This is a genomic window from Brachybacterium halotolerans, assembly GCF_016623465.1.
Lineage (GTDB): Bacteria > Actinomycetota > Actinomycetes > Actinomycetales > Dermabacteraceae > Brachybacterium > Brachybacterium halotolerans.
In genome coordinates this window covers 207,607-220,855 of sequence record NZ_JAEDAJ010000004.1, presented here as the reverse complement: position 1 = coordinate 220,855, position 13,249 = coordinate 207,607, and the positions used below count along the sequence as shown (strand labels likewise).

Sequence of the window (13,249 nt, the reverse complement as noted above, 5' to 3'; positions counted from 1 at the left end):
GCTCCGGGCGGGACTTTCAGGCGGCGCGGCGGAGGAGCGCCGGCGGCGCCCACGGCGTCATCCGCTGCGCGCGACGGCGCCAGGTGCCGTGCAGACCCGCACGCGCCGATTCGTCCCGACCCGAGTAGGGAAGGTCGATCCATGCGTGCGCCGCGGCGACGGCCGGGCGCACGTGCTCGCGCAGGAGCGCGGCGACGCCGCCGACGTGCTCGGTCGGCACGACGAGCACATCGACCATCGGCCGGGTCCAGTGGGTGTCCGCTCCGTGGTCGTCGAAGACCATGACGGTCTGCTCGTCGCTCGAGCAGACGCGCGCGAGGGTGCGCACGAAGTCGCGGTCGCGCACGTCGGACCAGATGTGCGGGCGGCCGTCGAGGCGGACGGTCGCGGTGGTGAGCAGCTGCGAGCGCACGCGCAGGTCGGTCACCTCGATCTCGGGCAGAGGGGCCCCGGTGTCCGAGCACAGGCGCTGGGCGACCTTGTGGATGCTGCGCTCGAGCTGCTCGGCGCTCGGCGTGGACTCCCCGAAGAGGTCCGCGCGGGGCGGCAGCACGCGGTGACGCCCGCCGATCGCGTAGCGCCCGTCGATCCGCTCGTGCAGCAGCCACCAGAAGGCGCAGCGCTGCAGGCCGGGGACCGGGGGAGTGGTCTCGGGCTGCTCATCCGCATCGGGCACGAGCTCGAGGTCGCGGCGCGAGGCGGCCTGCACGGCGCGGGCGACGGCGGCGGGCGTGACGTGCTCGCGCAGCGAGAGGCCGAGCGCGGCGAGCATGTCGACCTGCTGGTCGATGCTCGGAGCCGACGCCCCGGCGCGCAGGACGTCGTCGACGGGCGCTGCGTGCGCAGCGGGCGTCCCCTCCCCGTGGAGCAGGGTGCGCATCCGATCCGTGATGCTCATGGCGACCTCCTTCTTCTCGTCGAGCTGCGGCTGCAGGACCACCGTATGCAGGGCCCTCCCGTCGGCAGGTGACGAGCAGGCGAACTCTTCGCGTCGAGTGCGCGACGGAGCGCTCAGGGCAGAATCAGGGCATGACCTACGAGATCGAGGACTCCCTGATCGTCCCAGGCGCTCCCGAGGACGTGTACGCCCTGCTCAGCGACGTGACGCGCACCGGTGAATGGAGCCAGCAGTGCTATCGCTGCGCATGGGACGACGAGACCCGCGGCGTCGGCGCGCGCTTCACCGGCTGGAACCGCACGCCCGAGCGCGAGTGGCACACCACGTCCGAGGTCGTCGCCGACGTCCCGGGCGAGCGCTTCGCGTGGTCCGTCGGCCCCGGCCGCGCGGAGTGGGGGTACCGGATGGAGCGCGCGGAGGCGGTCGACGGGGGCGGCGGCGCGGCGAGCGGGCCCCGCACCCTGCTCACCGAGTACACCCGCACCACGCCCCTGTTCGAGACCACCTTCGCCGAGCGCTACGGCGACCGCGCGGAGGAGGAGATGGCGACGCGCCGGAAGGCGGCGGAGTCGGGCATCCCGGCGACGCTCGAGGCGATCCGGAGGGTGCTCGCGGGGGAGTGAGCGGGCGGGGTGATCGCGGCCGCCTCCCTTCGCTTCGTGGTATCCGCCCTGTTCACCCCGCAGGTCCGCCCCGGTTCCCGGTGCGTCCGTTCCTCCCCAGCACGGTCTTTTCCACATCCTCGTCGCCCCTCTTCCGAGTGTCCGATTCGCCCGATACGATGGGCGGAGAATCGAACAAGTGTTCGATTCCTCGACGTGGAGGAGAGGGGACAGGATGACCGCGCTCGACCCGGGCCCGCGCCAGGAGATCCTCGGCGACCACGCCCTGTTCCCCGGCATGGCGCTCCCGCGTGAGAGGGTGGAGCTGCTGCGCGCCCAGCAGGCGGAGCGCGCCGCACAGGACCCCGTCCAGCGCATCCGCCCGCGCTCCCCGCGCCCTCTCACGCGCGAGTCCGTCGCCGCGCGGGTCGACGTCTCACCGACCCTCGAGGTCACCGAGCGCGTCCAGAGCATCTGGGACCAGGGCGTGCGCGAGTCTCGCGAGCTCGCCGCGTCCCTCGCCGCCCTCGCGCCGTCCTGGCGCGGCCGCGATACCGGCGGCTGCACGCCGGAGGATGCCCAGTGCGAGGACCTGCTGGTCGCGGCCGCGCTGCGCTGCTCCGACACCGTCGCCTACCGCCGCATCCGCGACGGTCACCGCGCCGTCGACCTCTGCCCGCGCATCTTCGCCCGCCTGCGGGCCGGGGAGTTCCCCGCCGCGTGGTTCCGCGAGCTGCTGCGCCGCACCCTCGGCCTCACCGACGAGGAGATGGGGCTGGTCGATGCGACCGTGAGCGCCTGGGACCCGGGCATCACCTCCGAGCACTTCAGCCGCTGCCTCGGCACCGTCGTCGCGACGCTCCTCGAGCGCCGCGAGCTGCCGCCCCGTCTCGATGTCGAGGCGCGGCGGCGCGTCGAGTTCGAGCACGGCGGGGACGACGGCACGGCGTGTCTGCGGATCGTCGGCCCCGTCCCCGAGCTGCTGCAGCTCGCCCACCGGCTCGATGATGCCGCGCGGACTCTCCAGGCTGCCCAGCGCCACGCTCTCGAGGCCGGAGTCGAGGTCCCCCTGGACCCGCAGGGTCGCGCGGCCGAACGGGAACGGCCCCTGTCGCTGTCCGAGCTGCGCTACCACCTGCTCACCACGGCAGACCTGGACACCGACGGCGTGGACCTGAGCGCCGCGTCCTTCCGCATGAACGTGACGGTCCCCCTGCTGTCGCTCATGGGCCACAGCGACGCCCCCGGCATGCTGGATGGTCGGATCCCGATCCCGGCCGAGATGGCCCGCGAGCTCGCCGCCGGTGAGGACGCCTGGTACCGGCTGCTCACCGACCCAGTGACCGGGGAGTTCCTGCCCGCGCCCGCCGAGCGCTACGCGGCGCCGCAGGCCATGCGGGAGCATCTGCGCGTGCGGATGACGACCTGCGCCGTGCCCGGCTGCCGGCGCCCCGCGTCCTGCGCGACCGAGGCCGACCACATCGAGGAGTACGACCACGAGGACCCGCTGCGCGGCGGCCGGACCTCCGTGGACAACCTCCACCTGCTGTGCTGGAAGCACCACGCTCTGAAGACCGCCCGCCGCATCGACCCGGTGCGCGTGGATGCCTCCCATTCGCCGACCGGCCGCACCGGAACCCTCTGGAGCGTCGACGAGGAGATGCGGATCTTCCAGGAGGACGACACGGACCTCGCGACCCCCGCGATCGTGAAGGACCTCGAGGACTCCTGGGCGCGGATCCGGGCCCTACGGGACGAGTCCCCGCCCGAGAGGCCACCGCAGAATGCGCCGCCGGGCGCTCCGCCACCGCCGTTCTGACCCCCACGCGGGTCAGCGCGCGGCGCTGCCCTCCGCCTCGCACAGCGCATCGACCGCGCGCACCAGAGCCAGATGGCTGAAGGCCTGCGGGAAGTTGCCGGCCATGCGCTGGTGCGCGTCGTCGTACTCCTCGGAGAACAGCAGCAGATCGTTCCCGCATGCCAGGACTCGATCGAGCATCTGCCGCGCGTCCTCGATGCGCCCTGCCCGCGCGTAGTACTCGGCGAGCCAGAAGCAGCAGGCCAGGAAGGGATTCTCGTTCCCGCTGAGTCCGTCCTGGCCCGTCGTGCGGTACCGCAGCACCAGACCGCCGTCGGTCATCAGCTCGTCCTCGATCCGACGCACCGTGGCGACCATCCGCGGATCCTCCGGATCCACGAAGCCGATCCGGGCGAGCTGCAGCAGCGAGGCATCCACCTCGGTGCTGCCGTAGGTCTGGGTGAACGCACCGTCGGGCCCCACGCCCTCGCGCAGGATCTCGTCCCGCAGGCGGTCGCGTGCCGCCCGCCATCTCCCGAGCTCCCCGTCCTTCGCCCGCAGCCCGAGCTCCTCGACGCCGCGGACGCCCCGGTCGAAGCCGGCCCACATCATCACCCGCGAATGCGTGAAGAACGCGGGCTCCCCGCGCATCTCCCACAGGCCCTGGTCCTGCGTCTCCAGATGCGAGCACGCGAACTCCAGCAGTGAGCGCTGCAGCGACCACGACCACGTGGTCTCCTCGAGCCCCGCCTCGCGCATGGCAGCGAACCCCACCAGCACCTCGCCCACCACGTCGCCCTGGTACTGGACTGCCGCGCCGTTGCCGACCCGCACCGGTCGCGAGTCCGCGAAGCCCGAGAGGTGGCCCAGCTCCCGCTCCGGCAGCGAGCGCTCCCCGGAGATGGAGTACATGATCTGCATGTGCTGGGGGTCCCCGGCGATCGCGCGCAGCAGCCAGTCCCTCCATCCCACGGCCGCCTCCACGTGCCCGTGGCCCAGCAGGGCCTCGAGCGAGAGCGCCGCATCGCGCAGCCAGCAGTAGCGGTAGTCCCAGTTGCGCTCCCCGCCGAAGTCCTCCGGCAGGCTCGCCGTGGGCGCCGCGACGATGCCGCCCGCGATCACGTCGGAGAGGCCGTGCAGCACGAGCAGCGAGCGCGTCACCTCCGGCCGGTAGCGGTCGTCGACCTCGACGCGCCCCAGCCACTCGCGCCACGCCGTCGCCGTGCGCTCGATGGCCCGCTGCGGGTCCACGGCCCGCGGCAGCTCCGTCCACGAGGGATGCCAGGTCATCGTCCACGCCTGCTCCTCGCCGGCGCGCAGCACGTAGCGCCCCGTGTGCACGTGGTCGCTCGCCGTGAGGCCCGGGCCGCGCAGGGCCAGTGCGCTCGCGCCGGCCACCGCGGAGATCACCGAGGCGCCCTCGGCGTCCTCGCGCCGCCGCACCCACGGCACCACATCGCCGTACTCGAAGCGGATCCGCAGCTGCTGCTCGACCTCGACGCTGCCCTCGGTGCAGCGCACGAGGCGCACGAGGTCGGCGCGCTCATCGGCCGACGGGTCCTCGGCTGCGTCCTCGGGCGTGATGTCCGAGGGCATCATGTCGATGACCTGCGCGGTGCCGTCGGGCCCCGTCCACGTGGTCTCGAGGATCATCGTGCCCTCGTGGTAGCGGCGAGAGGTGGCCTCGCCGCCGCGGATGCCCAGCGTCCAGTGCCCGTTGCGGTCATCGCCCAGCAGCGCGCAGAGCGCGGCGGGGGAGTCGAAGCGCGGCATGCACAGCCAGTCGATGCGGCCCTCGCGGGTGACGAGGGCCGATCCCCGTCGGTCGGACAGCAGGGCGTGGTCCTCGATGCGGTGCTCGCGATGCTCCATGCCACCCGATTCTGCACCCGCGGTCGCGGACGGCGGTCAGGAACCGCGTGAGGTCAGGAGCCGCTCCTCCTGCGCGCGGGGCCGATGCCCGCGGTGACCGCGGCGGCGACGAGGGTGAGGGCCGCGCCGACCAGGGTGAGCGGGGTGAGGTGCTCGGTGCCCGTGGGGGCGAGGACGTCCAGCAGCACCGAGCCCACGATCTGCCCGGCGATCGTCGTCATCGCGAGGGTGAGCACTCCCAGCGGACCCGCGAGCTGCGCCGCGATGGCGATGAACACGACGCCGATGGCTCCGCCCAGGTAGAGCAGGGGATTCGCGGGGAGCGGGGCGGGGCCGTGCCCGACGACGAGGGTGTGGACCACCGCGACCAGCACGAGCATCGCGGTGCCCACGACGAAGTTCCCGAGGGTGGCGATCATGAAGTGCCCGGTGTGCTGGGAGACCCGGCCGTTCACCGCCTGCTGCAGCCCCATCGCCGCCCCCGCGACCACGGGCAGCACGAGCAGCGGCCAGGGGACGTCGACGCCCACGCCCGAGGACATCGCGAGCCCCACCGCGAGCACCATCAGTGCGGCCCCGATCAGTCGGGGCGCGGTGAGCGGTCGGACGCCGCCGGGTCCCAGGCCGACGCGGTCGACGACGAGTCCGGTGACCGTCTGGCCGGCGACGACGCAGACGATGAACAGGGCCACCCCGATCAGGGCGACGGTGAAGGTCTGGCCGAGCACGAAGGTCGCCCCGCCGATCCCGCCCAGCGCGAGCGGCCAGGGGAGCGCGCCGATGCGCAGATCGCGCCCGAAGGTCGCGGCGCGCGCCCGCAGGGACCTCCGGGAGAGCACGATGACCAGCACGATCACGAGGCCCGTGCCGAAGGAGATGGCCGAGGCGGTGAAGCCGTCGGCGAGCTCGGTGGACAGGCGCGAGTTGATGCGCGACTGCACGGCGGAGAGCAGTCCGCCCGCCAGCGCGACCGGCAGCGCCCAGCGCGGGGCGCGGCCCAGTGAGAAGGAGAGAGGGGAGGGTGCCACGGGGGTCCACTCTAGGTCCGTAGACTCGGGGAGTTCCCGACACGGAGGAGTCGATCATGACCGAGCAGTACGACGAGGACCTCACGAACCTCAACGACCCGACGCCGTCGGACCTCTCCGAGGAGAGCAGCCTCGAGGCGGCCATCGACGACGAGGACGAGGACGAGGACCCCAGCGTGGAGCCGGGCGCCGAAGGACCCGAGGGCACCGGCGTCGAGGGCGCCGACGACGTCCTCGAGGAGGAGCGCGACCGCGACGCCGAGGACGATTCGTTCTACGACCCTGACTACCCGAGCAGCCTCGGCGAGGACGACTCGGCCGCCGCAGAGCAGGGCAACCGCGACGGCGACGAGATGGTCTCCGAGGGAGATGACGCGGAGGAGGTCTCCGAGCTCGACGGCGACACCGAGGACGTGGACGCCCTGGGCGGCGTCGACGAGGACATCGCGGCCGACGGCGTCGACCTCGACGGCACCGACGGCGGGGAGGACCCGCTCTCGGGCGAGGCCCTCGGGTGAGCCAGGAGGACCGCGTAGAACCCCACCCCGCGCACGCCCTCGGGCCCCGCGTCGGCGTCAAGGCGCTGATCCTGCGCGACGGGGCGATCCTCATGAACCGCTCCGACGTCGACGGGCACGAGGTCTTCGACCTGCCCGGCGGCGGGCAGGAGTACGGCGAGACGCAGGCCGAGGCGCTCGTGCGCGAGTGCGCCGAGGAGATCGGCGCCAGCGTGCGCGTGCACGGCGTGGCGTGCGTGTGGGAGTTCCTCACCGAGATCGGTGGCTTCCGCCGCGAGCAGATCCCGCTGTCCCACCAGCTCAACGTGGGTTTCTGGTGCGGGCTCGAGCCCGGTGAGGAGCCCCGCGCGGAGGCGACCACGGAGATGGACGCCTGGCAGGTCGGCACCTCCTGGTTGCCCGTGGAGCAGCTGGACCGTTTCGACGTGCGTCCGCGGGCGATCGCCGACTGGCTGCAGGCCGATCCGTCGATCCGACCCGTCGGCCTCGGACCCGTCGAGCTCTAGGAAGGAGGCACCATGGATCCCCTGGTGGGACTCGTGCAGCCGACGAGCCTCGTGGAGGCCGAGCTGCTGGTCGCGACGTTCGTGCTGTGCTCGCTGATCGGCCTCGAGCGCCAGATGCGGCAGAAGAGCGCCGGCTACCGCACCCACGTGCTCGTGGGGCTCGGCTCGTGCGCCTTCACGCTGGTCTCGGCCTACGGCTTCGCGGCGGTGCTCGGCGACGAGGTCAACCTCGACCCCTCGCGCATCGCCGCCCAGATCGTGTCCGGCATCGGCTTCCTGGGCGCGGGCGTCATCTTCAAGGGCCGCTCCATGGTGCGCGGGCTGACCACGGCCGCGACGGTCTGGGTCTCGGCCGCCGTAGGCATGGCGTGCGGCAGCGGCATGCTCTCGCTCGGCATCATGCTCACCGCGCTGCACCTGATCACGCTGTTCGTGGTCGCCCCGCTCGTGCGCCGCGTCCCCGGTCCCGATCGCCACCGTCTGCTGCGCGTCACCTACGCCGACGGCCGGGGCGCGCTGCGCGACATCCTCGCGACCGCGACCGGTGCCGGCTTCACGAACTCGATCGAGAACTCGCGCAAGATCACCGGCAATGACGGCGAGCCGAAGATCGTCATGGACATCCGCTTCCTGGGCCGCCCGCCCGTGCGCGATCTGATCCCGCCGCTGCTCGAGGTCGCCGGGGTCGAGCGGGTCTCGCTCGCCAAGAACCAGGGCAGGTCGGGCAGCGAGGCCGACGACGACTGACGCCCCTGGCTAGGCTGGGGGACGACTGCACAGGCGCGGCCGCCCGTCGCGCACCACGACCCGAGGAGCACCATGAACAGCGCACCTTCCATCCGCTTCCGCGACGGTCGATCGATCCCGCAGCTCGGCTACGGGGTCTGGCAGGTCGAGCCCGACGTCGCGGCCGACGTGGTCGTGCAGGCCTTCGAGGCCGGCTACCGGCACGTCGACACCGCCCGCGGCTACAACAACGAGGACGGCGTGGGCCGGGCGCTCGCCGCCTCGGGCCTCGCGCGCGACGACTACTTCGTGACCTCGAAGGTCCCCAACCAGGACCAGGGGCGCGAGGCGACGCTGCGCTCGTTCGACGCCACCATGACCGATCTGGGCCTGGACGAGCTCGACCTCTACCTCATCCACTGGCCCGCGCCGGAGAACGGGCTCGCCCTGGAGACCTGGCGCACCCTCATCGAGCTGCAGGAGCAGGGGCGGATCCGCTCGATCGGGGTCTCGAACTTCCGCGCCGAGGACCTCGAGATGCTCGAGGCGGAGACCGGCGTGCTGCCCGTGCTCAACCAGATCGAGCTGCATCCCTTTTTCAACCAGCCCGAGCTGCGCGCGCTGCACGCCGAGAAGGGCATCGTCACCGAGGCCTGGTCCCCGCTGGGCCAGGGCGGCGGGGAGCTCGAGGACCCGGTGGTGCTCGAGATCGCCCGCGCGCACGACGCCGATCCCGCCCAGGTGCTCATCGCCTGGAACCTCGCCCTGGGCGACGTGGTGATCCCGAAGTCCGTCACCCCCGCGCGGATCGTCTCGAACCTCGAGTCCCTCGACCTCTCCCTGACCGGCGACGAGATCGCGCGGATCACCGCGCTCCACAAGGGCGAGAGCGGACGGCAGGGCAAGCACCCCGGGGAGTTCACGGGTCACCAGGGCGCCTGATGCCCTGAGCAGTCGGCCGCCCGCGGGCCGCGGAAGGTCTACGTGGGCCGCCTGCGCTCCTCGAGCACCGCGAGCGCGTCGAGGATCGTGGCGCGGCTGCGCTCGAGCTCCTCGCGTCGGCGCTCGATGACGTCGAGCTGCTCGGTGAGCAGGTCGCGGCGCTCCGTGTCGTCCATCTCCACCCAGTGCGCCATGCGCGTGCGCATGTCCTGCAGGGAGAAGCCCGCGTCGCGCCCCGCGAGGACCAGCCGCACGCGCTGCACGGCGTCCTCCCCGAAGTCGCGATAGCCGTTGGGGCCGCGGGTGATCTGACCGGGGTTGAACATGTCCCGCTCCTCGTAGAAGCGGACCGTCGAGGGCGTGAGCCCGGTCCTGCGGGCGAACTCGCCGATGCGCATCGGGATCCTCCTCCTTGACCCTCCAGCAACTGGAAGGTCTAGCGTCCCAGACGTCCGCCCCGCTCGTCCGTCCGTCCAGGAGATCCCCGTGGCCCAGGTGCTCGCGCTCGTCGCGTCCGTGCTGTTCATCCTCCGACTGCTCGCGCTGGTCTCCCTGCACGTGCGCCCCGGCGGCATCCACCCCGTGCGGCACGCGGTGAGCGACTATGCCGCGTCCTCCGCGCCCGGGACCCGGCGCCTCGCCGCGGTCGCCTCGTGGCTCGCGGCCCTCGCCTGGGCGGTCCTCGGCATCGTCGTGCTGACGTACCCGTCCGTCTCCGAGCACGCGGGCCTCGGCGTGTGGCTGCTCGTGCTCGCCCTCGTGCTCGCCCTCATGCCCCGCGTGCCCACCGACGCGCCCGGGGAGCCCGTCACCTCCCGCGGCCGGCTGCACCTGGTGCTCGCCGTCGCCTGGTTCGCGATCGCCTATTCGACGATCGGGCCGCTCACGCGGCTGCTTGCCGAGGCCACGGGGGCGCCCGCGCCCGGGATCCTGCCCGTGCTCCACGTGATCGCGGCGATCGCCCTGGTGTGCCTCGTCGTCTCCCTGCTGGTGCCGGCGCTGCGCGAGCGCACCTTCGGCGTCAGCGAGCGCGTGTTCATCCTCGCCGTCACCCTGGCGCCGCTGATCGTGGGCGTGGGCCTGGCCGCCGCGTGACCGCAGCCCCCGTAGGGTCGAGAGCATGACGCTGCCCACCGCTTCCGCCCCCTCCGACACCGCGATCGCCTGGTGCCTCCTGGACGTGCAGGGTCGCGAGCTCTCGAGCAGCGAGGCCGACCGACCCTTCTACGCGGCGAGCACCATCAAGCTGCACGTGCTCCTCGCCGCGCTGCGCGCCGCGGATCGCGGGGAGCTCGATCCGGACGCCGCGGTTCCCGCGACCCGCACCTTCACGGGGGAGGGCGGGACGCCCTTCACCCTGGCGGGGGACCACCTGGATCCGACGCATCCGGACGACGGGCAGCAGATCTCCGTGCGGGATCTGCTGGTGCGCATGATCGACCGCTCGAGCAACGAGGCGACGGACCACGTGCTCTCCCTCGTCGGCCTCGAGGCCGTGGCCTCCGTGATCGCGGACCTGGAGCTGCCCGCGACGCGCGTCGAGCGGATGATCGGCGACGACGCCGCGCTCGCCTCGGGGCGCACGAACGAGACCAGTGCGCGGGACCTCACGCGCACCCTGGACACGATCGTGCGGGGCGGTGGTGCCCTGGAACCAGGCTCTCGGGATCTCGCGCGCGAGGCGCTCGCCGCGCAGCGGATCCGGATCATCGGCCGCGCGGTGCGGCCCGGCGTGCCCGTCCTGTCGAAGTCCGGCTGGGTCGACGGGTTCCGCCACGACGTCGCCGCGGTGGGCGACGGCGGGGCCGACGATGACCGCCCCCTCGTCCTCGCCGTGATGACCTGCGGATGGGACGAGGCGGAGGCCGACGAGCGGATCCTCGCGCTCACCCGGGAGCTGCTGCCCGCGGATCTGCTGCGCTGAGCTCAGCCCTTCGCGAGCTCCACGCGCCGCGCCCCGGCGTACTCGCCGTCGGTGTCGTATTCGGTCAGCGAGACGACCTCGACGCTGCGGGCCGCGTTCGGCGCCTGCATGATCTTGTCGTCGCCCACGTAGAGGGCGACGTGGCGGATCGACTCGGCGCCCGGCTCGGTCGCGAAGAAGACGAGGTCGCCGCGTTGGAGGTCCTCGCGCTCGACGCTCTTCAGGCCCGACTCGTGCATCTGGTCGCCGGCGTCGCGCTCGAGGGTGATGCCGTGGTGGTGGAACAGGGTGTACGTGTACCCGGAGCAGTCGTAGCCGTACGCGCTCACGCCGGCCCAGAGGTAGCGCAGGCCCAGGAAGCGCTCGCCGGTCGCGATGATGTCCTCGACCGTCGGACGCGGCGGCTTCTCGCCGTGCGCGCGGACCGCGGCGTCCTCGATGCTCAGCTGCATGGTGCCCGCGTCGGGGACGGCGACCTCGATGCTGTCCTCGTTCTGGCCGGTGACCGGGAGGATCGTGTCGAAGGAGACCGGCAGGCGCGCGCCCTCGCCGCGGCTCGGCGAGGTGAGGGTGCTCGTGAGCGCCGTGACGGTCGCGGTCGAGGCGCAGCGCGCCAGGCGCGCGAAGCGCTCGTCGACGGTGAGATGGTCGACCGGGACCCAGCCCGGGTAGCCGCGGTCGTCGCGCGGGGTGCCCTGGGCGGTGACGACGATGTGCGCCCACTCGCCGTCGATCTCGTCGACGATGACCTCGCTGCCCAGCACGGCCTGCGACTCGAGCTTCCCGGTGAGCCACTTGCGGGTCTCCTCGTCGGGCATCTTCGCGTTCCAGGCGTCGAGGTCCACGGGCGTGGAGACGGCGCCGTCGTCGATGCCGTCGCGGTTCGTGCGCGGATCCACCCAGAGCGTGGTCGCGGTGACCTTCACGTGCGCGGTCTCGCCGGCCTTCGGCGCCCTGCCCCCGCTGCCGCTGCCGCTGCTGCCATGGCCGTGCCCGTGGCCGCCGTGGCCGCCGTGCCCGCCTCGATGCGCGGGAGCGGCGGAGGCGGAGGCGGCGCCGGCGAGGCCCGCGAGGCCGGCGGCCCCGGTGGCGGCGAGCCTCAGCCCGGCGCGCCGGGTGACCTGCGGGGACTGCGGTGCGTCCTGACCGTCGACGGGATCATGCGGTGAGGTGCTGCGATGGACGGACATGGTGTCCTCCTTCGAGGGGACGGGATCGGGCATGCCGGGGACCTGCGGGGCGCGCGACGCGGCGTGCGGTCGCTGCGCGGTCGACGTCACCTACCACCTCCTGCGTCATCAGCGTCCTGCATCGGGTCGAGCATCGCAAGGCCGAGCCCGGGTCCGCCGATCAGCTCGAGCTCTGCGCCGCGCTGGCGGTAGCCGCCCGACGGCGCCCCGGAGGTGAACCAGGCCGGAGGATCGAGGTCGATGAGGGCGATCGCCGGATGCGCGAAGGCCAGGTGGGCCGCGGCGGTGATCGAGATCCGCGGCTCCATCATCGAGCCCACCATGCAGGCGATGCCCGCCTCGAGGGCCACGTCGGCCACGGCGAGCGCCTCGCGCAGGCCTCCCGTCTTGGCGAGCTTGATGTTCAGCAGGTCGGCAGCGCCCGCCTCGACGATGCGGCGGGCGTCCTGTGCGTTCCACACGGCCTCGTCGGCCATCACCGGGGTCGCCACCTCGGCGCGCACCCGGGCGAGGCCATCGAGGTCCGCCGCCGGCACGGGCTGCTCGACCAGCTCGATCGGCAGACCGTCCCGCTCGAAGCCGTTGATGATGCTGATGGCCTCGCGGGCCTCCCAGCCCTGGTTCGCGTCCAGGCGCAGGCTCACCCCGGGGGCGGCCTCGAGCACCGCGGCGAGCCGCCGGCGGTCCTCGTCGATGTCCCGTCCCAGCTTGATCTTCAGGATCTGCTCGCCCGCCGCGACCGCCTCGCGCGCATGGCCGGCCATCACCTCGGGGTCCTCGAGGGAGATCGTCATGTCGTTGGTCAGCGTCCCGCAGCGGGTGCCTCCCAGCAGCTCGACCAGCGGCACCCGCGCGGCGCGCGCGGCGGCGTCGTGCAGGGCCACGTCCAGGGCGGCCTTCGCGCTCGTGCTCCCCGGGACCGCCTCGCCGATCCGCCGCCCGAGGTCGCCCAGCGGTCCCCGGGCGCCCTCGAGCGCGCCGCGCAGCGGACCCGCCAGGCAGGCGGCGATCGACTCGGCCGATTCGCCCGTGACGGCGACGGTCTCGGCCGAGGACCCCTGGCCCACGGTGCCGTCGGCCAGCTCGACCTCCGCGACCACGTAGTGCACGGCCTCGGTGCGCCGCGCCGCGGTCACGAAGGGCCGCTTGAGCGGCGCGACGTGGCGGTGGTGGCGCACCGCGACGACGTGCACGTTCGGATCCAGCAGGCTCTGCGAGGTCATCGATCCCCCTCCTCTCGCGGTG

General features: G+C 73.0%; 14 protein-coding genes. 8 read left to right on the top strand and 6 right to left on the bottom strand.

Annotation, left to right across the window (positions count from 1 at the left end; all coding sequences use genetic code 11):
- Positions 1–16: 16 nt before the first annotated feature.
- Positions 17–898: a hypothetical protein gene (locus I8D64_RS09600; protein ID WP_200502277.1), complete on the bottom strand. Its 882-nt coding sequence runs from the start codon at positions 896–898 to the stop codon at positions 17–19.
- Positions 899–1,029: 131 nt separating this feature from the next.
- Here I8D64_RS09600 and I8D64_RS09595 point away from each other — a divergent pair, with 131 nt between their 5' ends.
- Complete coding sequence (locus I8D64_RS09595; RefSeq protein WP_200502276.1) at positions 1,030–1,521, top strand: SRPBCC family protein; 492 nt, start codon at positions 1,030–1,032, stop codon at positions 1,519–1,521.
- 214 nt (positions 1,522–1,735) lie between these two features.
- The gene (locus I8D64_RS09590) at positions 1,736–3,319 is read left to right on the top strand and encodes an HNH endonuclease signature motif containing protein (RefSeq protein WP_200502275.1); all 1,584 of its coding nucleotides are present in this window, start codon (positions 1,736–1,738) and stop codon (positions 3,317–3,319) included.
- 12 nt (positions 3,320–3,331) lie between these two features.
- On the opposite strand, the gene I8D64_RS09585 is transcribed toward I8D64_RS09590, so the two are convergent.
- Complete coding sequence (locus I8D64_RS09585) at positions 3,332–5,170, bottom strand: glycoside hydrolase family 15 protein (protein ID WP_200502274.1); 1,839 nt, start codon at positions 5,168–5,170, stop codon at positions 3,332–3,334.
- Positions 5,171–5,223: 53 nt separating this feature from the next.
- On the bottom strand, positions 5,224–6,198 hold the full coding sequence (locus I8D64_RS09580) for a DMT family transporter (protein ID WP_343068523.1): 975 nt from the start codon (positions 6,196–6,198) through the stop codon (positions 5,224–5,226).
- Positions 6,199–6,254: 56 nt separating this feature from the next.
- Here I8D64_RS09580 and I8D64_RS09575 point away from each other — a divergent pair, with 56 nt between their 5' ends.
- The 4 genes from I8D64_RS09575 to I8D64_RS09560 all read left to right on the top strand — a co-directional run bounded on the left by I8D64_RS09575 (position 6,255) and on the right by I8D64_RS09560 (position 8,890).
- Entirely contained in the window at positions 6,255–6,716 is a 462-nt protein-coding gene (locus I8D64_RS09575; RefSeq protein WP_200502273.1) for a hypothetical protein, read from the top strand.
- Positions 6,713–7,222, top strand: a complete 510-nt coding sequence (locus tag I8D64_RS09570) for an NUDIX domain-containing protein (protein ID WP_200502272.1) — start codon at positions 6,713–6,715, stop codon at positions 7,220–7,222. The genes I8D64_RS09575 and I8D64_RS09570 overlap by 4 nt, the downstream gene beginning before the upstream one ends.
- Positions 7,223–7,234: 12 nt before the next feature.
- On the top strand, positions 7,235–7,969 hold the full coding sequence (locus tag I8D64_RS09565) for an MgtC/SapB family protein (protein WP_200502271.1): 735 nt from the start codon (positions 7,235–7,237) through the stop codon (positions 7,967–7,969).
- Positions 7,970–8,041: 72 nt separating this feature from the next.
- Positions 8,042–8,890 (top strand): aldo/keto reductase, encoded by an 849-nt coding sequence (locus I8D64_RS09560; protein WP_200502270.1) that lies wholly within the window; start codon positions 8,042–8,044, stop codon positions 8,888–8,890.
- Between the two features lie 38 nt (positions 8,891–8,928).
- Here I8D64_RS09560 and I8D64_RS09555 read toward each other — a convergent pair whose 3' ends face one another.
- Positions 8,929–9,288: a MerR family transcriptional regulator gene (locus tag I8D64_RS09555; protein WP_200502269.1), complete on the bottom strand. Its 360-nt coding sequence runs from the start codon at positions 9,286–9,288 to the stop codon at positions 8,929–8,931.
- 88 nt (positions 9,289–9,376) lie between these two features.
- Between I8D64_RS09555 and I8D64_RS09550 the strand changes: the two genes are divergently transcribed.
- Positions 9,377–9,985 (top strand): DUF998 domain-containing protein, encoded by a 609-nt coding sequence (locus tag I8D64_RS09550; RefSeq protein ID WP_200502268.1) that lies wholly within the window; start codon positions 9,377–9,379, stop codon positions 9,983–9,985.
- Between the two features lie 25 nt (positions 9,986–10,010).
- A complete protein-coding gene (locus I8D64_RS09545) occupies positions 10,011–10,814 on the top strand; it encodes a serine hydrolase (protein WP_200502267.1) in 804 nt (267 codons plus the stop codon).
- Between the two features lie 2 nt (positions 10,815–10,816).
- Here the strand turns inward: I8D64_RS09545 and I8D64_RS09540 are convergent, their stop codons facing one another.
- Positions 10,817–12,094 carry a C40 family peptidase gene (locus I8D64_RS09540; RefSeq protein WP_343068522.1) on the bottom strand — a complete coding sequence of 426 codons (1,278 nt, stop codon included), beginning with the start codon at positions 12,092–12,094 and terminating at the stop codon, positions 10,817–10,819.
- Positions 12,091–13,227 carry a dipeptide epimerase gene (locus tag I8D64_RS09535; RefSeq protein WP_200502266.1) on the bottom strand — a complete coding sequence of 379 codons (1,137 nt, stop codon included), beginning with the start codon at positions 13,225–13,227 and terminating at the stop codon, positions 12,091–12,093. Before I8D64_RS09535 ends, I8D64_RS09540 begins: the two co-directional genes overlap by 4 nt.
- Positions 13,228–13,249: the final 22 nt, after the last annotated feature.

Coding starts and splice junctions, on each gene's coding strand:
- I8D64_RS09600 (WP_200502277.1), bottom strand. CDS start 898: ATGAGCATCACGGATCGGATGCGCACCCTGCTCCACGGGGAGGGGACG.
- I8D64_RS09595 (WP_200502276.1), top strand. CDS start 1,030: ATGACCTACGAGATCGAGGACTCCCTGATCGTCCCAGGCGCTCCCGAG.
- I8D64_RS09590 (WP_200502275.1), top strand. CDS start 1,736: ATGACCGCGCTCGACCCGGGCCCGCGCCAGGAGATCCTCGGCGACCAC.
- I8D64_RS09585 (WP_200502274.1), bottom strand. CDS start 5,170: ATGGAGCATCGCGAGCACCGCATCGAGGACCACGCCCTGCTGTCCGAC.
- I8D64_RS09575 (WP_200502273.1), top strand. CDS start 6,255: ATGACCGAGCAGTACGACGAGGACCTCACGAACCTCAACGACCCGACG.
- I8D64_RS09565 (WP_200502271.1), top strand. CDS start 7,235: ATGGATCCCCTGGTGGGACTCGTGCAGCCGACGAGCCTCGTGGAGGCC.
- I8D64_RS09560 (WP_200502270.1), top strand. CDS start 8,042: ATGAACAGCGCACCTTCCATCCGCTTCCGCGACGGTCGATCGATCCCG.
- I8D64_RS09555 (WP_200502269.1), bottom strand. CDS start 9,288: ATGCGCATCGGCGAGTTCGCCCGCAGGACCGGGCTCACGCCCTCGACG.
- I8D64_RS09545 (WP_200502267.1), top strand. CDS start 10,011: ATGACGCTGCCCACCGCTTCCGCCCCCTCCGACACCGCGATCGCCTGG.
- I8D64_RS09535 (WP_200502266.1), bottom strand. CDS start 13,227: ATGACCTCGCAGAGCCTGCTGGATCCGAACGTGCACGTCGTCGCGGTG.